A 22131-nucleotide genomic window follows, 5' to 3' on the forward strand; every position below is an offset into this window, starting at 1 on the left:
CAAGTTTTTACATATCTAAATTTTCTTACACCTAGAAGCCAATACTTAGAAACTTTGCTTCTTAGCTTTACGCTCAGCACGCCCCTTAGCACGGTTAGCCGCACGACGTTCACGTTTGCGTTTTTCATCAACCTTCCACTGAATTTTCTTCTTGTAGCCAGGCTTGATTTTTTTCTTTTTCTTCTTAACCAAACCGATCATTTCCGTATCAAGTTTTTGATAGGCTTTTTCACGGTTGGCACGACGGTCACGGTCATAAGTATCTTGAAACTCACCGTCCTTATAGACTTTAGGGTCAAAGGTAATCCCCATCTTTTCAAGCTCACGAATATCTGAGTCGTCACTTGGTTGATAAAGGGTGATGGCTGTTCCTGACAAACCATTACGTCCTGTACGCCCTACACGGTGAACAAAGAAGGACAAATCTTGAGGGATAGCATCATTGATAACATGGCTAACCCCTTCAATGTCAATCCCACGCGCTGCAAGGTCAGTCGCTACAATATACTCAAAATCAAGCTTCTTGACTTGATTCATGATACGCTTACGTTCACGTGGTGGAATACCTCCATGAATTTTTGCAACCTTAAGACCATTTGACACTAGGTAGCTGTGCAAATCGTCAGCACGTTCCTTGGTATTAACGAAAATCATTGCCAAATATGGCTGCATTCCCTTAAGCATCTCAAGAATCTGTTCATTCTTGTTTCGCCCCTTGGTAGATACCAACCAGTTATCAATGGTATCTGCAATAACTGTTGAAGTTTTGATTTGTTCTATGACTGGATTAGTCAAATACTTCTTCAAGAATGGCTGCAATTTTTGAGGAATGGTTGCTGAGAAGACCAAAATTTGCACTTCTTTAGGAAGGCTTGCCGCAATCTTATCCACAGTATCCAAGAATCCCATGTCCATGGTCATATCAGCTTCATCAACAACAAAGGTATGGGCCTTGTGGATAGCCAAGTCACCAGACTTAACTAGGTCATAGATACGCCCTGGTGTCCCGATAACAATATGAGGTTGGGCTACCTTGAGTTTCTCAATCTGACGTTGCTTGTCTGTACCACCCACATAATTGACTACACGAATTTCAGTCTCAGAGTGTTTGGCAATTTGTTTTGTCGCTTGGTAAATTTGCGTCGCCAATTCACGTGATGGCGCTGTAATAACAACTTGAACATCTCCACTTTTTGGATTGAGCTTCTCAAAAATTGGCAAGAGGAAGGTATGTGTTTTCCCTGAACCCGTCTTTGATTCACCAACCAAATCACGACCTGAACGGACTACAGGAATCAATTTCTGTTGAACAGGCGTCGGCTCCTTAAACTTAATCTCATCAAGAGCCTCCTGAATAAATGTTTTAAAATTAAAATCTTTAAATGACATGTTTACTTACTTCTTTTCTATCTAGTCTATCCTTATCATTATAACAAAAAAAGAGCATTTCTGCTCTTTTCATTTATTTCATAACGTTTCCAAGAACCATCCAAAGGGTAATGGCACTTGCAAGCGCTCCAACTGCCCAAAGGAAAGCATCAACCTTCCACTCTGACCATTTGTCACCCTTACCTGAAAGACCACCCAATTCGAGGTGATGGTGGAATGGTGTCATACGGAAGATACGACGACCTTCTCCATACTTACGCTTAGTGTATTTGAAATAGCTGACCTGTAGCATGACAGAAGCTGTCTCAAAGACATAAACCACACCAATCAAGAGTAGCGTCCACTCTACACGTAGGGCAATAGAGATAACTGCAAGCATAGCTCCAAGTGACAAGGAACCGACATCTCCCATAAAGACCTTGGCTGGCTTGTGGTTAAAGACGAAGAAGCCAAGAAGTGCCCCAATCATAGTGATAATGATGGTCAAGATAGCGAACTCACCCTTGACAAAAGCGATAATCCCATAGGCAATCAAGCTGATAACCACAGAGATAGAAGCTAAACCATCAATACCGTCTGTCAAGTTCACAGCATTTGAGAAACCAACAATCCAGAATAGGACAAAGAGAACATAAAAGACACCGAGGTGAATGGTTAATCCACCAATAGCTAGGCTATCTGTCCCATTAGGGAGTACGTGGATAAAGTAGAAAAGCAAACCCGCAATAATCTGCAAGGCCATCTTTTGCCAAGGTTTAAGTCCCTCATTGATTTGACGGAAAATCTTAAGGAAATCATCAAGGAAGCCGATGATTCCATAAATCAAAATGACAAAGAGAATCCCCGCTGTGGCACCATAGGCTTGGTGCCCCTCGCTAAAGACGTGGAGGTTGAAAATCAAGCTAACCAAGATGGCAACTACTAGGAAGACTGTCCCTCCCATAGTTGGCGTCCCAGCCTTAGCCAAATGCTGCTTCACATCTTCATGCATTTGTTGGCCACCGATTTTCTTGATTTTGTAGTAAGTAATAAAGTGAGGCATGGCTAGCACCGTCAACACAAAGGCGGCCACGCCTGCTATCAGACTCATAGTCATCTTAGTCTCCTAAAGTAATGGTAATCTTCTTAGTTTTAGACAGGGCTTTTCCTGCCGCAACACTTTGTTTGGTAACAGTCCCTGACTTGCCACCCTTATAAGTAATTTTAATGCCTTTCCATTTAGCAAAGGTTTCAACGTTCTTCTTGGTCCAACCATACATGTCTGGAAGTTCTGTGAAGTCATTGGTCATGATAAGAATCTGTTCATTAGCCTTGATATTAGCTTTGGCATCTACAGAAACCTTCTCAATCTTATCACCAACCCCCAGAACAATCGGATGAATCAAGTTTTGACGAAGGGTGTTAGCTGTCTCACCTGGACTCTTACCGATAATATCGCCGGTTTGATAACTCGTTTCCTCGGTCTTTTCACTACCTTCAGACACAGAAGTATCTAGGGTGTCTCCCATAGACATGGCTTCTTCCAAAACCGGGTTAACCACAGTCGCATAAAAATTATTATCCCAAGTCTTAGGCTCCTGAACAGTCACATACATGATGTATTCTGGATTATCTGTAGGTACCATAGCTACAACTGAATTGAGGGTTTCATTGGAACCAACTTTGTAAGTCCCAGTCTTCTCATCAGCAACCTGAGCCGTTCCAGACTTAACTGAAACATCATAATTGCCAACTTGGATAATAGGTGACCCTTCAGATTTATTGTAAAGGGTACCGAACTCTGGATCCGTACCAACGGAAATCATATAGTTACGCGTTTCAGAGGCAGCTTGCTTAGAAACTGGCTTACCGATAACTTCCTTCTTAGCTGTACGAGCTGTACCTTGGTTAACATCGGAAACTTGTTTGATAAATTGAGGTTCCAACATTATACCGTTGTTTGAAATAGCGGTAAAGGCTCGAAGCATTTGGACCTGAGTCACCGAAATCCCTTGTCCGAAGGATGATTGAGCTATATTAACAGAGTTACGAGAGACAACCCCTGAAGACTCACCAACCATCCCAAAACGGGTTGGAAGACCAAATTTGTAAAGAGATAAGTAGTTAGACCAAACTTTGTCTCCCATCTCTTGTTCCAACATGGTCATACCAACGTTACTTGAATAAGAGAACCCTTGGGCAAATGACATGGTACGACCTGTTGAGATACCTTCATTGATTGACCAGTCATTAATTTCAACGTCGTCAACCTTAATACCATTAGCATTACTGTAGGTCGCATTCGGGTTAAAGCTGCCATTGTTAATAGCAGCTGACAAGAGCATGACCTTCATGGTTGATCCAGGCTCATACTGGGCTTCGTAAAGACGGTTAACCCAGTCATAGTTCTTCTTAGCCTGTCCCTCAAGGGTATCCGAATTATAGGTCGGACGTTGTGTCGTTGCAAGAATCTCACCTGTCTTAGCATTAACAACTGTCGCTGAAGCATTTACCCCTTGCGTCTGCTCCATAAAGGTATCCATCTGCGTTTCTAGGAAGGTTTGAAGAGGTGCTGACAAGGTTGTATAGATGTTCTTACCATCAATAGCTTCCTTGGTAATGGTTTCCGTACCTAGAAGCGTGTTACCGTTTTTATCCTTCTCATAGATGGCCTCACCATCTGTCCCAGTCAAGAGGCTATTGAGCGAGCGCTCCAAACCAGTTTGACCAATCAAAGAATATGAGCCGTCTTTTTTATTTTCAACAGCTTCGGCACGACCAAGAAACTCTGACGCGAAGGTCCCATTAGGGTACATACGTGACGTTGTTGCTTCAAAGGCCATCCCCTTAATTCCCGCATCTTTAAAGGCTTTCTCTAGTTCTTCTTTAACAGAGTAGGTAATTCCCTTCCCCTTTAGTCCAAAGGAAACCTGATAGGCACCCTTGGTACGTAATTGGGCCAAGGCATCACTCTTTTCAATTCCTAGCTTATCCTTTAAAATATCGGCAACCTTGTCAAACTGACTATCTTGGACATAGAGTTTTTCTTGAGTTGCTGACACATAGCTGGTCGACACAATAGCGTAAATGGCATAACTGGTTGAATCCTCAGCCAAAACATTTCCATTTCGATCGTAAATCGTTCCACGCTTGGCAGCCACTGTGGTCTTAGTGTTATAAGACTTAGCAGCCTGGGTCGACAAATCGACACCAAACTTACTGTCTGTTCCGATAATCACGACAAAGTTGATAATAAAGACAAAAAAGATAAAGATACTGAGAACCATAAGGTTCTGACCAACGTGCTGTCGGTTCTGGGCTGGCTTTCGCCTATCCCTAACGACATAGTTTAGAAATAAATGTTTAAGTTTTCTTAATCTGTTCATTGGCTATTTCACACTCTTAATACTATCGTTATTAATAGACAGGCCTGCCTTATTAGCAATCTCTTTAATACGGTCAGAGTTAGTCAACTCATTAACCGCCTGCTTAGCATTGTTAAGCTCTGTTTTTTCATCACTAATCTTGCTATTAAGGTCTGTGATTTGTTGCTTGATAGCCTGATTACGCCCTTGTAAAAATACAACAGCGATACTCATCACAATAGCTGTCAAAACAATTGCCGAATAGAAGGCCTTTTCCATACGCGTCATAAAACGAATATGGTTTCTAATGGCTCTATTAACAATCTGATGTTCCTTATTTTCCATAATTATTTCCTGATTTTTTTAGCCACACGCAATTTAGCAGAATGCGAGCGGTTGTTAGCTTCTAATTCTTCCTGACTAGGTAGGATTGGCTTACGATTAACTAAGGCTACCTTAGGTTGGAGGTCTTCAGGAATAAAAGGTAAACCTTTAGGCACATCTACCGTACTGGCTTCCTTGAAAAGCTGTTTAGTCAATCGATCCTCCAAAGAATGGAAGGTAATGACCGAAATACGACCATCTACAGCAAGTAAATCCAAGGCCTCTTGAATAGACTCATCCGCAGCACCAAGCTCATCATTCACTTCGATGCGAATAGCTTGAAAAATTTGCTTGGCTGGATGGCCTTTCTTCTTCAATTCCTTAGCAGGCTTAGCCGATTTAATGATTTCCGCCAGTTCCGTCGTGGTCTCAATTGGTTTAACCTGACGAGCCTGTTCAATCTTACGTGCAATCTGTTTAGAGAACTTGTCCTCACCATACTTGAAGAAAATACGCACCAAATCGTTGTAAGGGTAGGTATTGACCACATCATAAGCGGTCAAGCTCGCCTCCTCATTCATGCGCATATCCAGCTTAGCATCCTGTTTATAGGAGAAACCACGCTCACGCTCATCCAACTGTGGGCTAGAGACACCCAAGTCATAGAGAATGCCATCAATTTCAGACACCCCCAAGGCTTCAAGGTTGGACTTGAGATTACGGAAATTATCCTTGATGAAAGTCACCATACCCTTATCAATATAGTCCTTAAGACGCACTTGAGCATTATCAATAGCCTTTTGGTCCTGATCAAAGCAGTACAAATGGCCCTTTTCAGATAATTGCGACAAAAGATAAGACGAATGTCCTGCGCCACCCAAGGTCGCATCAACATAGATACCATCGGGCTTGATATCAAGCATATCAACAGTTTCGTGTAAAAGAACGGTTATATGGTGAAATTCATTAGTCATAACTTTTATTATAGCACAAGAATAGAGAAATTGTCTCGTTCTGTAAGTTGACAGAATAGTAAAAGAGCCAGACCCGAGGCCTAACTCTTTAGTTACTATATCATCTGATAAGATTAATCCACTCTGTAAAAATAGCTTTCCTCAGATGGCACTCCATTCGTCGCTAGAATACGGTCCTTACTGTTATCTCCCGCATCACTTGCATCACTAACTCCCTTAGGACAAAGCTGAATTGGAGTATTCCCAACTGGACTAGAATCAACATAAGTTAAGGTATATATACCAGACACATACTGATTCGGTGAGACTTTGTCGATAGGATAAGTATAGCCCCAGAAATCCAACTGTCCATCCGAAGTAATGGTGATGGTCTTTCCATTTGAAGACTTCCATGTTCCTACGGCTGACTTATAGTTACCATTTTTCAATTCATCAGCGTTAAGTGAGGTTGAGCTTGTTTTATCTTCCGACGATGTTTTAGAACTACTATTACTTGAAGCACTACTCAAGTCCTTCCAATCCCAACTAGAAAGGTCCGCTTTCTCAGCACCCGAATCACTGTCATCTTTTACAAGAGACTGGCCATCCCTACTAAAGTGGTAGCCAGAACCTCCACCAGCCATAGCACCAGCACTACCATAGTAGCTAAAGGTGTTATCCATGAGGTAGGCCAATGTCATACGCTCACCCAGCATGCCCAGTTGTGGACCTTCTGTCAGACGAATGACCTGACCACTATCCTTAGAGATAGTGTAAATATCCGTAATCATATGCTCTTTAAAAAGTTTCCCCGGCTTAAAAGCAAGAATCAACTCATCAACACCATTACCATCCAAATCACGATAAGTATAGACCGTTGAGGCAGGACTTGTTTGAGAATTAGCATAGGTCACAATAAGAGAATTAATTGAGGCATCCGTTTGGTTGTTGGCCACAGCCGTTTGGTACTTACTAATGATGCTATCATAGGCAGAGGTATCTACCTTTTTCTCTTGACTAGAGCTTGAACTTGTACTTATGCTAGAGCTTTCACTACTACTTGATTGTGACTGCTCTACTGATGAAGATGAAGTCGTCGAAGTCAACCCATTTTGCTGGTTTGAACAAGCTGCTAACAGGACTAAACTAGACAAAGCCGTCACTAACACTAAAACTTTACTTTTCATTTTTAGTCTAACTTTCCTTCTCTTTGACTCTTACTCTGCTGTCCCAGAGCTGACATCTGCACTGTAGGCAGGAGCTGTGTAACTTGGAGCCTCACTATGTGACTCGGTATAAGTTGTTGGTGGCACATAGTTATACTGAGGAGCTTGATAAGTCTCTTGTGCTGAAGAAGGCGTTGGAGCCGATGCTACCGCAGGAGTTGAGCTTGCTTCTGTCTGACTAGCTGCTTCTACCGTTGAGCTTGATGACGACGATTCGCTTGAAGACTCACTTGAAGTTGAAGAAGATGATGACGAACTTGAGCTCGATGACTTGAATGAAGCTTTGGGTTTGCTTGATGATGATTGCTTAGTCCCCACCTTAACTTGGACCTTAGCATGATTCTGCGCAGGTTGCAAAAAGACAATAGCCAATGCCAAAAGAATAGCCGGTAGGGTAAATGCCAAAATAAGGTAACGTTTTTCTTTTAAATGACAAAGTAGTTTCATAGTGTGTTCACATTTCTTAAATTATATTTTAGTATTGATTAGTCTCAGATAAGATTATATCAGAAATATTAAAATGTTCAACATTAACATAAAACTTTTTTGACATCAGAAAAACCAACTCAAAGAGTTGGTTGATTGTCATTATTGCTGTGGGTTATCGACGTTGTTCAATGGCACTTCTACTTCTGTTGGTTGACATAGTAGAAAAATAAGGATAAAAATACCGACAAATGGAATTAAAGGAATAATAATATACGGCCAATTATAGCCAGCATCACGTAAACGACGAACCGTTAGAGCAATACCAGGTAAAACCGCAGCAACACCATAGGCAAAAAAGATAAGTAGGAAAATCACTTCATTAGTAAGTAAGGATATTTCATCTACCGCCATTCTTTGAAACACTGCTAGGAGCAAATAAGAAGCAAAGAAAATCAATACATGTGCCGAATATGCAAGCCAGTAATCCGAGGGTGTTGAACGGCCCTTAAAATCAACATAGCCCTTCCAAAATTTTTTGTAGGCTTCAATCATAATAAAATCCCCCTTTTTTATGTTACTCCCAGTATAACAAGAGAAGAGAAGCTTGACAAATCAACTAAAAAACAGCCTAGCTAGGCTGTTAAGTCATTATTATTGCTGTGGATTATTGAAGTTGTTAAATGGATACTCAACTTTAGTTGGTTTACATAGTAAAACAATGAAGATAATAGGACCTACAAATGGAATAAATGTAACAAAAATATACGGCCAATTGTAGCCAGCATCACGTAAACGGCGAACTGTTACAGCAATACCAGGTAAGATGGCAGCAACACCAAAGGCAAAAAAGATAAATAGGATGATGAATGAAATAACAGCTAAAAAGCTTGATTCTGTAGCACCTGCAATGCCTCCAAAGATTGCCAGCAACACATAAAAAGCAATAACTGTTAACATATTTGCCAAATATGCAAACCAGTAATCTGAACGTGTTGAACGTCCCTCAAAATCTACGTAGCCCTTCCAAAACTTCTTATAAGCTTCGATCATAATAAAATCTCCTCATTTTTTGATACTTATACTATACCAAAAGACTGGTCTTCTGGCAAATCAACTAAAAAACAGCCTAAGGAGGCTGTTAAGTAACTATCATTGCTGAAGATTATTAAAATTGTTGAAAGGAAATTCTACTTTTGTTGGTTGACAAAACAAAACCAACAGAACGATATCGCCTATAACAAAGGCAAAACGTAAAAAAATCAAGGCCCAATGATAGCCCGCATCACGCAAGCGACGGACCTGAATAGCAATAGATGGGATAAAGCTAGCAGGAAAATAGGTCATTACAAGCAGATACAGTATGTTGAGAATAATATGGTAAGGACTATCGGGACTATCAAAAACAATTACAACTATAAGTATGCTAAATAAAATGATAGTTACGATAGTATTTGCTAGAACTGCCAACCAATAATCTGAGCGACTTGAACGTCCCATGAAATCGACATAGCCCATCCAATACTTTTTATAAGCTCTAAACATCACAAAAGCTCCTCATTTTTGATACCCCCAGTATATCAGAAGACCCTTGGTCTAGCAAACAGACAAAAAAGCCCCATGAGGAGCTTTTTGTTTATTCTCTAACTTGACCTCGGCCGTTGATATAGAACTTAGTTGAGGTTAGGGCCTCAAGTCCCATTGGGCCACGGGCGTGCATTTTTTGGGTTGAGATTCCGATTTCAGCCCCCAATCCAAAGACGAAGCCGTCTGTGAAGCGGGTTGAGGCATTGACATAGACAGCTGCAGCGTCTACGTCGTCTTGGAATTGCTCAGCACGACTGATATCCTGAGTCACGATAGCCTCTGAATGCGATGTCGTGTAAGTATTAATCCAACCAATAGCCTCGTCAAGGCTGTCTACCACTTTAACTGACATGATATAATCAAGAAACTCTGTCGCAAAATCTTCAGGTGAAGCGGGTACAGCTTTTTCCATAAGTTTCAAAGCCCTTTCATCCGTACGGAACTCAACAGACTGAATTTTTGAAATAGCTTTTTCCAAGTTAGGCAAGAACTCTTCTGCAATATCAGCATGAACAACGAGAGATTCTGCAGCATTACAAACACTTGGTCGTTGGGTTTTGGCATTGATGACAATCTGTGTCGCCATATCTAAGTTAGCATATTTATCCACATAAATATGACAGTTACCAACACCCGTTTCAATGACTGGAACTTTGGCTTTTTCTTTAACCGTTTGAATGAGACGGGCTCCGCCACGAGGGATGAGCAAGTCTACATACTTAGTCGCCGCCATAAGTTCTTCTGCTACCTCATGAGAGGTATCTTCAACCAGCTGAACGGCATCTGCTGTGATACCCGCATTTTCCAAAGCCTTACGAGCTACCGTAACCAAGGCCTTGTTGGAATTGATGGCATCACGTCCTCCACGAAGAATGATAGCATTATTGGTTTTAAAGGCAAGGCTAAAGGCATCGATTGAGACATTGGGACGGCTCTCAAAAATCATAGCGATAACACCCATAGGAACACGCTTTTGAACGATTTTGAGACCATCTAGATTCGTATAGCCACGAACTACTTGACCGATTGGGTCCTGAAGATCTGCCACCTGACGGACACCCTCAGCAATCCCTGCGATACGGTCTTCCGTTAAGAGCAAGCGGTCTTGCATAATCTCTGAAATACCATTTTCCTTGGCATTGGCCATATCCTTAGCATTTTCAGTGATAATATAGGCACTCTCAGCTACTAGAGCTTTAGCTACCTGATTTAAAAGGTCGTTTTTAGCTGCTGTTGATAATTTAGCAATCTGACGACCTGCCACCTTGGCCTGTTGACCTAGTGTATCGATATATGTCATCTTAGTCCTCCTGTTTAAAGAGTGTACCAATCTTGGCTCCTTCTAGGACACGAAGGATGTCACGTGGATTTTCACCATTCATCAAAACCATTTGGCTTTGATTTTCAAAAACCATCTGAGCTGACTTAATCTTACTCATCATACCACCTGTACCAAATTTACTACCGGCACCACCAGCTGATGCTATAATTTCCTCTGTAATCTCTGGGACATAGCTACGAAGGGTGGCATCCTCATAGACATTTGGGTTCTTATCGAAGAGCCCATCAATATCTGACAACATAATGAGTAGGTCAGCACCAACAATCTTAGCTACGATAGCTGACAAGCGGTCGTTGTCCCCAAACTTAGTCGCATGGTCCATTTCATCTACGCTGACAGCATCATTTTCATTAACAACTGGAACAACTCCAAGCTTGAAGAGGCTCTCGAAGGCATTGATGGCATTGGCCAAACTCTCAGGATACTCGACCACATCACGGGTCAAAAGAAGCTGAGATACCTTAGTTTGGTAATGTGAAAAGACCTGAGAATAGAGGCTCATCATGGCTACCTGCCCTACACTTGAGACGGCTTGTTGCTTACCGACTTCAGCCGGTCGCTTGTCTAGGTCTAGGACATTGAGCCCGAAGCCCATGGCACCAGAGGATACGAGGACAACCTCAATCCCTTTATTATGCAGGCTAGAAATGACAAAAGCTAATTGATCGATTTTTTCAAGATTAATTTTTCCTGATGGTAAAACCAGAGAGCTAGTCCCGATTTTGATAACCAGGCGTTTTACTGAGTCAAAATTTCGTTTCATGTTTATGATTATACACTAAATTCAGGTTTTTTAACATATATAATGCATAAGTTTACATATTAAAGATTTTCAGTAAAAAAGAATCCCTCCAATCGGAGAGACTCTTTAAACAGTTTGTTCTAGGCAAAAAACATGGCTCTAATACGTTTCCAACGTCTGCGATCAACAAAGAGATAAACGATTAGGACAACTAAAGCTATAAGCCCAGATACTATGGCATTGACTACTAGGGCAATCCAGAACTTACTTGCAAAGAAGACAATACCTCCTAGCAAGGCAGCGATGAAAATTGTAAGAATAAAGATACCCATATAGAGCCACTGTCCTCCACCTCGATTGAAGAGCTGGGTAACTTCCTGCCAATTCACTTCCAACAATTTAAGGTCACGTTCAAAGTAATAGCCACCTACAAGATAGGTTGTTACGAGAAAACCAAGAGTGAAACTTGCTACCAAAATAGGATGGAGATGAGCCAAGAATATTAAACCAAGTCCTCCTAATAAGAGGGAAACACCGACTTGCAAGCTATAGAAAAGCCAGAACTTTTGACGAAGATAGTCACCCGTATTGATTGGTAGGCTACGAATAAAGTCAAAGTTTGTCCCCTCTAAGGATGTTGCTACACCAAGAAAACTTGTTGGTTGAGCTGAAAAGAAACCAAAGGCAATTCCGACCAAAAGCAGGAGTCCGAAATAGTCTGGACCTAGATCTTTCAAAAAGACCGCACCCCCACCTAACATGATCATATAGAAGACCGGCACCACATAGGTATTGATAATGAGGGTTGAATTCCCCAAAGTAGATAAATGATGGCGGACCAAGACCTGTCTTTGGCTTCGAGTAACAGCTTTGGCCTGAGGCTTTCTAGCCTTTTGGTTATAAATGGCTTCGTGGAAATAACGAGGCATTCTGACTTTATAAAACCAATAGCCCAAGATAAGCACTACGAAAAGAGGAAGATAGAAATTTAGTAGAGCCTCCGGAGATAGAGGGGCAGCTACGACATCATAGTAACCTCTTAGATAAGGAAGCAAGGGAAAATCGGCATGTCCAGCACCATCAACATAGCCTTTAATAAAACCAACCATCATAATAGGCAACATAATCAATAGGGTTGACAGGGTCATCAAAATGGTTGAATAGAGCTTTTTATGAGAACTGCGAACAATCAGCGTTCCAATACTATTAGACAGAATCACTGAAAAAACGAGATTGATAAAGAGAGAAACGATAAAGGTCAGAAGTCCAACGACTATCCCCAGTGGGCCAATAAATTGCCAGTAAGCTAGAATGAGAAGACTAAGGATAGGTACCATGAAGGTCATCCCAACCATAGAACCTGACAAGGTCTTGGCCAAAAAAACTTCCTCTGGCTTCAAGGGAAGAGGCAGATAAGCCTTGCTATCCTTACTGTCATAAAAGGTACTATAGAGAGCCGTAAAGGTCTGGAGAAGCCCCATTATTGAAAATGTCAAGAGATATAGGGTTAAGACTCCAGGATTAGCCTTATAATCGACACCTACAAAAAGATAGCTATAGACAACCGTAAAAACAACTAGAATCAAGAGTTGTTGTCTAAGCATGGCATTAACGATGGAGAAATTGGCTTTTTTCTTTTTCTCCTGACGTTTCTGTAGGTTAGTTACTGCTTGAGGATTAGCGTAGAGGAGATTAATTTTAAAAAGCTCCCAAACATGATTCCAGTTCATGACTATACCTCCTCAATCTTACGTCCAGCCATTTCCAGATAAATAGTTTCCAAATCCTTGTCAGGGTACTGAGCTTTCAGTTCAGCTAGAGACCCTTGGAAGATAAGTTTTCCTTTCTTCAAAATAGCAATCCGATCACAGAGCTGCTCAGCTACACTTAGAACGTGGGTTGAGAAAAGAACACTATTACCTTCCTTGGCATGATGACGCATGGCTTCCTTCAAGTCAAACGATGCCTGTGGATCCAAACCAGTCAGAGGCTCATCCAAAACCCAAATCTGTGGATTAACCAAAAGGGCACCGATAACAACAACTTTCTGACGCATACCGTGAGAAAAGGAAGAAATGAGGTTATAACGACTCTCCGTCAAGTCAAAGGTAGCCATGAGATTAGTCAAACGTTCCTCAACCTGACTAGCTTCCAAATCATAGATACGTGTCAAGAAGTACCAATAGTCATTGGCCGTCAAATTTAGGAATAGGTCCGGTGAATCTGGCACATAAGCGATTTTTTTCTTGATGGCATCACGATGTTGACTGAGGGCCATATCATCAACGTAAACTTCACCGTAGCTAGCTTCAATGATAGACGTCAAAATGGAAATGGTCGTGGTCTTACCAGCTCCATTGTGACCAATCAGCCCAAAAATCTCACCATCTCGAATATCGAGGTTAAGATCTGAGAGAGCATCTTTATCTTCATAACGTTTCGTTACGTGTTCAAAACGAATCATCTTTTATCCTTTCTTGAGAATCTATTTAACAATAGTCTCATTTTACACTTTATATTAAATTATAAATTAGAATTATTGCTATGTTTTTTATGAACAATACTCTAATAATGTCGACAATAGGTTTAGATAAGGCTATTTCGTTGTCTTCTCATTTATTTTATCATTTCAAAGGTACAATTTCAAGAAAACGTTTGTAAAAACGGGACAATTTTGCATTCGGTCTTTGATAATGCTAAACTTATAGTATTTAGAACAATAGGAGGAAAATCACTGGTGCCAACTGGAATTATCATCAACTCGCTATCTATTATCTTAGGAGGAATCGCTGGAGGACTCTTTGGGGATTATCTCAGAGACGATTTCAAGGACAATCTTAACCTTATCTTCGGCCTAGCCTCTATGGTTATGGGGATTAGTGCTATTATGAATATGGTTAATATGCCTGCAGTTATCTTTGCAGTAGTTATCGGTACCATTATTGGACTGGCCCTAAAGTTTGGAAACCTCATCAACAAGGGAGCTGGACTTATGGAAAAAGGCTTGTCTAAGATTACGCCAAGCAAACAAACAGGATTAGCTCACGATGAGTTTTATGCACAGCTCTTGACAGTTATCGTCCTTTTTTGTGCGAGTGGTACAGGAATTTACGGGAGTCTTGAGTCTGGGATGACAGGCGATGCTTCCATCTTGATTTCCAAATCTATCCTAGATTTCTTTACGGCCATGATTTTCTCTTGTAGTCTAGGCTACATCGTCTCCATGATTGCCATTCCACAATTTATCGTTTTCTTCCTCCTCTTTGTGAGTGCTGGTTTCATTCTTCCTCTAACAACAAAAGCTATGATTGGTGACTTTAAGGCTTGTGGGGGCTTTCTCATGATTGCGACTGGTTTTCGTATTATGAGACTTCGCCAATTTCCAACCGCAGATATGATTCCAGCCATGATTCTGGTTATGCCGATTTCCTGGGCCTGGGTCAATTGGGTGGTGCCTTTGATTAGTTGATATTAGGATTAAAATAAACTAAAACCGTCAGTCTAATGTTGGCGGTTTATGTCTCTATTTATTGCCGTTATGGACTCTAACTATTAAAAACTAGTAATGTTTATGGTGTTTAATTCTAATTTTTCTAACCTTGTTTAGACTTAGATGAGTTTGTTATAATAACCCTTGTAGGCCTAAGCAACCTACAAGATACTTTTTTTCATAACTATTTCCATCCTCTAATATTTTAACGAACTTACAATACTGATGGAAATCTATCGAAAAGACTGGTGTGTGCACACCGGTCTTTTTTGGTGGGATTAAGACACAAAAAACCACTCTTTCACTATGAAAGAATGGTTATGTTATAGCTTATACTTCTACGACTTCCAAGTCTTTTCCACCTAGGAGAATAAGGTATTTATCAATCTTATCTATTTGATAGGCTTGGCTGAGTGCTTTAGCATAGAGGCTCATTTGCCCTTTGTAACGTTCCTTAAGCTCACTAAGATGAGTGAAGCGGTCCGTCTTATAGTCAAAGAGGACAATACGGTCTTCAAGAAGAAGGTAGCCATCAATGATACCACGGACGACAAAGTCTTCTTTACTAGCGGGATCTTCTGCCAACATGGCAAATGGCGCTTCACGACGCAACTTATCACGGTTAGCTAAAATGAGCTTCCCAAGTTCGGTGTCAAAGAAGCCTAGTAGCTTTTCTAACTGTACACGCGCCTTGACTTGATCATCTGCGGATACCCGACTCAAGGCCTGTGTCAAATCTTGGAGGGTCACCTTGTCAGAAAGAATCAAGCGTTGCATGAGTTCATGGGTGGCTGAACCAACTGCAGCTCCAGTGACCTTCGTTTTTTGCCCAAAATCTGGAAGTTCAAAGCTAGTGGATGTCTCAAGAGGTTGTACCTCCTCTTTCTTGTCCATAATATCCACCCCTTCGGTATCCATAACAGGTTCGTAGAAGGCTTTGAGCTGGCTGGGCGTCCGCACAGATGGCAGGTCAATCGCTGGTGCATAAAGTTGGTTGAGCTTTTCAACACTTTCTAAGACAGTTAGGGCACGCTTAATGTCTTCCGTCTGGCGATTGTTAGATAGATCATCAGCATCTACTGCCGCTTGAACTTCAACCTGACCAATAGCCTCTGGAGTCAACTCCTCAGCCTCAACAAAACGAACAGTAAACTTGAGATCCTTTCTCATAAAGGCAGTATCCAAAGCCATAACCCAATCCTGGTAAGTAGCGATTTGGTCACGTAGAGCTACTGGTAGGCGATTATTTTCAACATCCGTGCCAAATTGCTGGGTTAATTTTTCCTTACTGCCCTTACCAACTAGGTAGAGTTTTTTCTCTGCCCGTGTCATTGCAACATAGAGGAGACGCATCTCTTCTGAAATACTTGCTCGACGCTCTTCTAACTGATTTTCTTGGAAGGTCAGGGTTTCGAGAACAACATTTAACTTAGGCAAATTGGTGTTTATCTGGTCTTTAAGATCAGCCAGGTATTTAATGCCTAGTCCTTTTTCACGGTTAATGATGTACTTACCACTTAGTCCGTCCTTACTGTGACCAATGAACTTGCGATTCATCTGCAAGACAAAGACATACTTGAACTCTAGTCCCTTGGACTTGTGAATGGTCATGAGGCTAACAGCATTTTTGGGAACCAAGTCTGTTACTTCCTCTAGGTCGTTACCGCTAGAAATAATCTTATCAATCATACCAATAAAACGAGAAAGTCCCTTAAAGCCAGTCTTTTCATAGGCATTGGCACGCAAGGCAAGGGCGTAGAGATTGGCCTGGCGTTGCTCAGCTCGTGGAAGACTGCCGACATAATCATAATAGAAACGATTGTCGTAAATCTTCCAGATGAGGTCATAGAGCGAGTGCCACTTACTGTAATCACGCCAATCTGCCAGAGTCTCAATGAAGAGAGTCAACTTGGCCTCCAGTCCTTGCGTCACGACTTCTGGATGAAGTCCTGATTTAGTATGAGCTGCAAGAAGCTTATCATAGAATTGTCCTTTGTCAGCCTGAACAGCAATCCGAGCCAGGTCGTCCTCGTTGAAGTTAAACATAGGTGAACGAAGGAGGGCAACCAAGGCGTAGTCGTTGAGAGGATTATTGATGGCACGAAGGGTATCCAACATAATCATAACTTCTAGTGACTCTAGGTAGCTTGACTTGTACTCGTCAGGAACCAATGGAATTCCGTGCTCCTCAAAGCTTGCCATCAAGTCCAGATAGGTGTTACGGGTTGGTGCTAGGAGGGTAATGTCCTCAAAACGTACACCCTGCTCGTGAAGTTTGATGATTTCTTTGATAACCAAGGAAATCTCGCCGCTACTGATAGGTTGATCAGCACTTTCCTCATCAGGAGTCACACTTGCTTCATCACTATTGTAAATCAGAACCTCTGTCTCATTTTCAGGATGGGGTTCTTTTTGCTTCTGGCTACCCGCTACCAGCATATGAGTCTTGTCATAGAGGATGTCCCCGATTTCCTGGTCCATGAGGTGGCTGAAAACACCATTAGTCGCATCAAGAACCTCAGATTGACTACGGAAGTTCTCTTTAAGGAGAATCAGCTTACCTGCATCTGGATTTTCAAGGAAAAGCTGGAACTTACCATTAAAAATCTGAGGGTCTGCCTGACGGAAACGATAGATGGACTGCTTGATATCTCCCACCATGAATCGGTTGTGTCCATTAGATAGGAGTTCCAACATGCGTTCTTGGGTATGGCTATTGTCCTGATACTCGTCTACCATTACTTCATGGTAACGGTCACGGTAGCTAGCTGCCACCTCTGGATTTTCCTCCAAAATACGGATGGCAAAATGGGCAATATCCGAGAATTCAAAAGCATTTTCCTGAATCTTGGCCTGTAAATACTGGTCCGAAAAATCAAGTACAAAGGCCTGAAGCAACCCCAACAGAGGTAGGATGTCATCATTATGCTTGGTCAAAACCTCGAGGACCGTTAGCTGGGTATCAAGCTCTCGCAACTGGGCCACAAACTCATTTTTGGTCTTGTTGTAAGCTTCCTTGTAGGCCTTGAGTTCCTCGTCTTTAGGACGGGTCATATTGGTCAAACCAGTCCCTCCTGACAAAGTCAAAAGTTGTTTGAGCAAGTCCTCCATATCGGTTTGGTCATTGGCCAAGGCTCCTTCAAGAAGGCTAATGGCATCTGACACATTATTCAGATACTTGGCCTTGGCAAATTCACGCTGAGCTAGGCCTAGATGGTCTCTTAAGAAGTCTAAGAAATCAGCCAACAAGCCATCTTTGAGACCCTCTAAAAGCTCAGCTTTAGCCTTTTCTGGATTGGCCTCTGCCTGCCCTTTTAAAAGATTTTGACGTAGCCATTTTTCAGGACCTGCAGTAGCCTGAGAAAAGTTATAGACATCGTAAACTAAATCACGAAAGGCCTTACTAGTCTTGCCATTTCCTGCGAAGTTGCGGACCAATTTTTGGAAAAGTTGGGCATCCTTTCCTTGCATGTAATCGTTGAAAAGATCGGCATAAACCTCATTTTTCATGAGTGTCTGCTCGGCAGGGTCTGTCATGATGCGGAAAATAGGTGACACACCCAGGAGATAGCCATACTGATTGACCAATTTCTGGATGAAGGCATCCATAGTTCCAATATCAGCCGTCCCAATCTTGGCAATCTGATCTGAAAGAAAGGCACGCTCTTCATCCGTCTCAACCTGTCCCAATTGCTCTGTCAGACGTTTTTCCAGACGCTCTTTTAACTCACCTGCGGCCTTTACCGTAAAGGTTGAGATAAAGAGTTGGTCAATGCCAACGCCACGTCCAATCATATCAAGGATACGCTCAACCATGACAAAGGTTTTTCCTGATCCAGCCGAAGCTGACACAAGAATATTAGTACCATTACTGTAAATGGCCTCAATCTGCTCAGGTGTTAACTTGCGTTCCTTGTCAGAAGCTGCTTCTTGGGCAATGCGTTCCTTAATCTCTGTTGGACTTAAAAAAGCTTTAGTCAACATGGTTGTCCTCCTGGTCTTTTTTGTCTGCTTTTACAGCTTGATCAGTGACTGGAAAGGGGATGATTTTTTCAGCAACTTGCATCTGATTCTTGTCCTCATCTTTTGCCATCAGCTCCAAATAGGCTTCCTTCTTGCCCCTACTTGGTAAACGCAGGAGCTTTCGAGCCTGTCCCATGTGGCGGTCGGCCTCAAAATGAGTAATAGCCTTGATTTGATCCCCTTGAACAGACTTGCCATCCTCAGTATAAGGATTGACAGCAAAATTCCCGCTTCGAATAACTTCAGCAGCACTTGTGAAGAGCTTGATATTGTAGTCTAGCAAGGTTTCTAGGTCCTCCTTGTCATAGGTGACAGTCTTTTGTAAATCATAGTTCCCACCAGCCAGATGCTCTGTTTCTGAAGCCACAAAAAGTCCCTTATAGGTCAATTCCTTATGAGCCTGAGCTGCTAGCTTATCCAGACCAAACTGAGCTAGGTTAAGCTGTGGGTCCTGCATGTGAAGATACATGGCCCCAAAAAGCTGATCAGCATCCACCTTATAGGTCTGGCGGAGGGCTTCTAGATAGGTTACCAACTGCGGACTAAGGCCATTGTAGAATTTTTGAATGTCAAAGACATTTTTACCTGACTTGTAGTCAACGACACCCAGAGCCCCATCCGTTAAACGGTCCACACGGTCAATAATCCCTGTAATCTTGATGCTATTTGCTAAGAGCAAATCAAACTTGGCTTCCTCACGCTCAACCTTAACAGCCGCATTGTCACGCAAAACACTGGCAGTTGAACGGGCGATATCTTCTAAAATCTGACGAGACAAGCGACTCTCTTGATCCTCTGTATAGAGAAGTTCAAAGGGCTGTTCCTGATTGGTCTGAGCAATAGCCTTTTCCAATTTATCATCGAAGTTTTCTGACGAAGAATCCCCCATAACACGCTCAAAGACACGGTGCAAGTAAGTCCCGTGGTGTCGAGCATCTGGATGGATGGACTCCAACTCTTCAAGCCCCAAAACATAACGCAAGAAATAAAGATATTGGTTGTTATAGAAGGTCGTCAGAGCCGAGGCTGATAATTTCAGTGGTTCTTCCCCTGGAAAGACCAGCTGCATGACCTGATCATCAACCTTGGTTGTCGTCACATCGTCAATCACATTTGGAATCAAGACTTGGTCCTTATCAAGTCGCTTACGGAGATAACGCACAGCAACTGACCAGAAAGTCTGCGTTTCCTTATCCAAATCAGCATCTAAATGGCTACTGTTAAGGGCAATGACAGTTGATAGAAGGTCCTTGTAGTTCCCAATCTGGTCACCCTTGGCCTCGAAACGATTACGTCCCTTTTCAACCAAAGAAAGACCAAGGTCAAGCAGCTCTTTCAAATAAACCGACATGTCATCTTGAGTCTCATTGAGAATTTGTGGCTGACTAAGCACCAATTGTTCACTAGCCGCATTAAAAAGTGACATAGCCACAAAATGCCCCCGCTGACTATTGCTCTGCGTAACAATATCCAAACTCCTGTCTTCATCCGTCGCCTCATTGATACGACTCCGTTCCTCGTCAGACAGGAGACTCTTATTTTGCCCTACCTTAGGAAAATGTGACTGGGTCATCCCCAAGGCAAAAACATAAGGAGCAGAATGGGGTTGAATCAAATCGTATTTCTTCACATTAACCACATCGACAGTGGCTGGGACCGTACGGTAATCACAGGCCAACATTCCCGAACGCAAAATGGACAAAAAGTCGTCCACTGACAGAGTTTCTTCCCCAAAAATAGTCTCAACCTGCTCCAAGAGTTGTGTGAAAGCCTTCCAGACCTGTTCGTTCTGTTCTTTTTCGGCCTCACTGGCCTTGGCAGTCAAACTAGCCATTTGGCTTGGCACTTGCACAGCCTCTAAAAAGACCACAAGTTTCTTGAGTAGACTAGAACCCTTTTGTTTGCGACTATTAAGCAACTTGTCCAAGGGCTCTACCAACTGTGACCGCAAGGTATTGAGCTGGTCTAAATCATACTTATCACGACTATTGGCCGTAAAATCAGATAAGAACTTGTGACGCCCCTTGATGTCTGCAAAATTGACATAATACTCAAAAAGATCTAAGTCCTCTTGAGCAAAACCACCATAGAGACCGGATTTTACGAGATTAAGCAAATCCTCGGCACGATAATTATAGCGTTTGATACGTTCCAGCGAATCCACAAATTGCACCAAAGGATGGCTAGACATGGTTTCTTCCTTACCGAAATAATAGGGAATATCAAATTTTCGGAAAATCTGCCCCACCTGAAGCTTATAACTCTCCTCATCACCAAGTAAGACCAGAATATCCTTATAGCGCTTACCATCTGCCAGCAACTGACGAATACTCTTGGCAACCTGAGCTACCTCTTCCTTTTGGTTGACCACTTCCCAGACCTGCAATGCTTGCTTGTCTTGATTGGTCAACTGCTCGTCTACCGTACTAAAATCATGACGGCTCTCCAAAAGACGGCTAATGCGAGCAAAAGAAGGATTGCCCTCTTTGTCTGTCGTCACGTAGTCGGGTGTCACCTTATAGGTCTGAGCCAAAGTTCTCAAAAAATCCACTGAGGCCTGATAAACATTGCCATAAACAAAGTTAGCCCTATAAGCTTTTTGACTGGCATAAGTCCCAATGACAATTTGATGACACTTATCATTCAAGAGGGCAACCAGAGCCTCCTCCTCGGCAGAAAAACGCGTAAAGCCATCAATGACCAAAACCGTGTTACCCAGTGCCTTATCCAGATGGCCTGAGGTAATTTCCTTGAAGAAGGCACTAAGTTTTGATTGATTGTCAAAATCTCCTGCCAACAAGAGGTCCTGAGCTGCACTGAAAATCCTGAGCAAATCCTCTTGTTTCTCAACCTGATCCAAATGCTGCAAATCCAGAACCGTCATATTAGCCTGTTGCAACTCTTTGTAAAGGTCTACCAATTGATTAATAAAGTTACTATCCTTGCGCAAACGGCCATAAACCTTGAGCTCATCATCGCCCATATGCGACAACACCTTATAAAAAATCATGGCCAGACCAGTATCATCCAGCTGCGTTTTAGGGTTGCTCGTATTGAGAATAAAGTATCTCGCCATCTGAGTAAAACGAGTCACCGTAATCTCAAAGGATGCTGACTGAGGCAGGTATTCCAAGACCTTACGCTCCTTCTCAAATGACAGAGCATTAGGGGCAATATAAAAGACCCTTTTCCCTTTTTGAGCATAGCTGGTTGCCTGCTCCGTCAGAATTTCTGTTAAATCCTGAGACATATCCGTATAAAGTAATTTCATAAGACGTCCCTTTC

General features: G+C 42.2%; 17 protein-coding genes. 1 reads left to right on the forward strand and 16 read right to left on the reverse strand.

What is annotated here, in order from left to right:
• Positions 1-45: 45 nt before the first annotated feature.
• From ADH51_RS04865 to ADH51_RS04930, 14 genes are all read right to left on the reverse strand, one after another.
• A complete protein-coding gene (locus tag ADH51_RS04865; protein WP_048674866.1) occupies positions 46-1389 on the reverse strand; it encodes a DEAD/DEAH box helicase in 1344 nt (447 codons plus the stop codon).
• A 73-nt stretch (positions 1390-1462) separates the two neighbouring features.
• Positions 1463-2485: a phospho-N-acetylmuramoyl-pentapeptide-transferase gene (mraY, locus tag ADH51_RS04870; RefSeq protein ID WP_048674869.1), complete on the reverse strand. Its 1023-nt coding sequence runs from the start codon at positions 2483-2485 to the stop codon at positions 1463-1465.
• Position 2486: 1 nt separating this feature from the next.
• Positions 2487-4754, reverse strand: a complete 2268-nt coding sequence (pbp2X, locus tag ADH51_RS04875; RefSeq protein WP_048674872.1) for a penicillin-binding protein PBP2X — start codon at positions 4752-4754, stop codon at positions 2487-2489.
• A 3-nt stretch (positions 4755-4757) separates the two neighbouring features.
• The gene (gene ftsL, locus ADH51_RS04880; RefSeq protein WP_002891750.1) at positions 4758-5078 is read right to left on the reverse strand and encodes a cell division protein FtsL; all 321 of its coding nucleotides are present in this window, start codon (positions 5076-5078) and stop codon (positions 4758-4760) included.
• 2 nt (positions 5079-5080) lie between these two features.
• The gene (rsmH, locus tag ADH51_RS04885) at positions 5081-6031 is read right to left on the reverse strand and encodes a 16S rRNA (cytosine(1402)-N(4))-methyltransferase RsmH (protein ID WP_048674875.1); all 951 of its coding nucleotides are present in this window, start codon (positions 6029-6031) and stop codon (positions 5081-5083) included.
• 113 nt (positions 6032-6144) lie between these two features.
• Positions 6145-7197, reverse strand: coding sequence for a DUF6287 domain-containing protein (locus ADH51_RS04890; protein WP_048674877.1), 1053 nt, complete (start codon positions 7195-7197; stop codon positions 6145-6147).
• A 30-nt stretch (positions 7198-7227) separates the two neighbouring features.
• Complete coding sequence (locus ADH51_RS04895) at positions 7228-7683, reverse strand: Wzz/FepE/Etk N-terminal domain-containing protein (protein WP_048674878.1); 456 nt, start codon at positions 7681-7683, stop codon at positions 7228-7230.
• A gap of 141 nt (positions 7684-7824) precedes the next feature.
• A complete protein-coding gene (locus tag ADH51_RS04900; RefSeq protein ID WP_048674880.1) occupies positions 7825-8217 on the reverse strand; it encodes a DUF805 domain-containing protein in 393 nt (130 codons plus the stop codon).
• A gap of 99 nt (positions 8218-8316) precedes the next feature.
• Positions 8317-8715: a DUF805 domain-containing protein gene (locus tag ADH51_RS04905; RefSeq protein WP_022495876.1), complete on the reverse strand. Its 399-nt coding sequence runs from the start codon at positions 8713-8715 to the stop codon at positions 8317-8319.
• 99 nt (positions 8716-8814) lie between these two features.
• On the reverse strand, positions 8815-9207 hold the full coding sequence (locus ADH51_RS04910) for a DUF805 domain-containing protein (RefSeq protein ID WP_048674883.1): 393 nt from the start codon (positions 9205-9207) through the stop codon (positions 8815-8817).
• A gap of 91 nt (positions 9208-9298) precedes the next feature.
• Positions 9299-10549, reverse strand: a complete 1251-nt coding sequence (locus ADH51_RS04915) for a glutamate-5-semialdehyde dehydrogenase (protein WP_022495874.1) — start codon at positions 10547-10549, stop codon at positions 9299-9301.
• Position 10550: 1 nt separating this feature from the next.
• The gene (gene proB / locus ADH51_RS04920; RefSeq protein WP_022495873.1) at positions 10551-11354 is read right to left on the reverse strand and encodes a glutamate 5-kinase; all 804 of its coding nucleotides are present in this window, start codon (positions 11352-11354) and stop codon (positions 10551-10553) included.
• Between the two features lie 119 nt (positions 11355-11473).
• Positions 11474-13063, reverse strand: coding sequence for a hypothetical protein (locus tag ADH51_RS04925; RefSeq protein ID WP_048674884.1), 1590 nt, complete (start codon positions 13061-13063; stop codon positions 11474-11476).
• 2 nt (positions 13064-13065) lie between these two features.
• Positions 13066-13797, reverse strand: a complete 732-nt coding sequence (locus tag ADH51_RS04930; protein ID WP_048674887.1) for an ABC transporter ATP-binding protein — start codon at positions 13795-13797, stop codon at positions 13066-13068.
• Positions 13798-14070: 273 nt separating this feature from the next.
• On the opposite strand from ADH51_RS04930, the gene ADH51_RS04935 reads away from it, so the two are divergent.
• The gene (locus ADH51_RS04935; protein WP_048674888.1) at positions 14071-14802 is read left to right on the forward strand and encodes a DUF554 domain-containing protein; all 732 of its coding nucleotides are present in this window, start codon (positions 14071-14073) and stop codon (positions 14800-14802) included.
• Between the two features lie 351 nt (positions 14803-15153).
• Here the strand turns inward: ADH51_RS04935 and addA are convergent, their stop codons facing one another.
• Both addA and rexB read right to left on the reverse strand, forming a co-directional pair.
• Positions 15154-18807, reverse strand: coding sequence for a helicase-exonuclease AddAB subunit AddA (gene addA / locus ADH51_RS04940; protein ID WP_048674890.1), 3654 nt, complete (start codon positions 18805-18807; stop codon positions 15154-15156).
• Positions 18797-22117: an ATP-dependent nuclease subunit B gene (rexB, locus tag ADH51_RS04945; protein ID WP_048675015.1), complete on the reverse strand. Its 3321-nt coding sequence runs from the start codon at positions 22115-22117 to the stop codon at positions 18797-18799. Before rexB ends, addA begins: the two co-directional genes overlap by 11 nt.
• Positions 22118-22131 lie beyond the last annotated feature (14 nt).

Origin of the sequence: Streptococcus sp. 449_SSPC (assembly GCF_001073005.1) — a bacterium.
GTDB classification, from domain to species: domain Bacteria; phylum Bacillota; class Bacilli; order Lactobacillales; family Streptococcaceae; genus Streptococcus; species Streptococcus salivarius_F.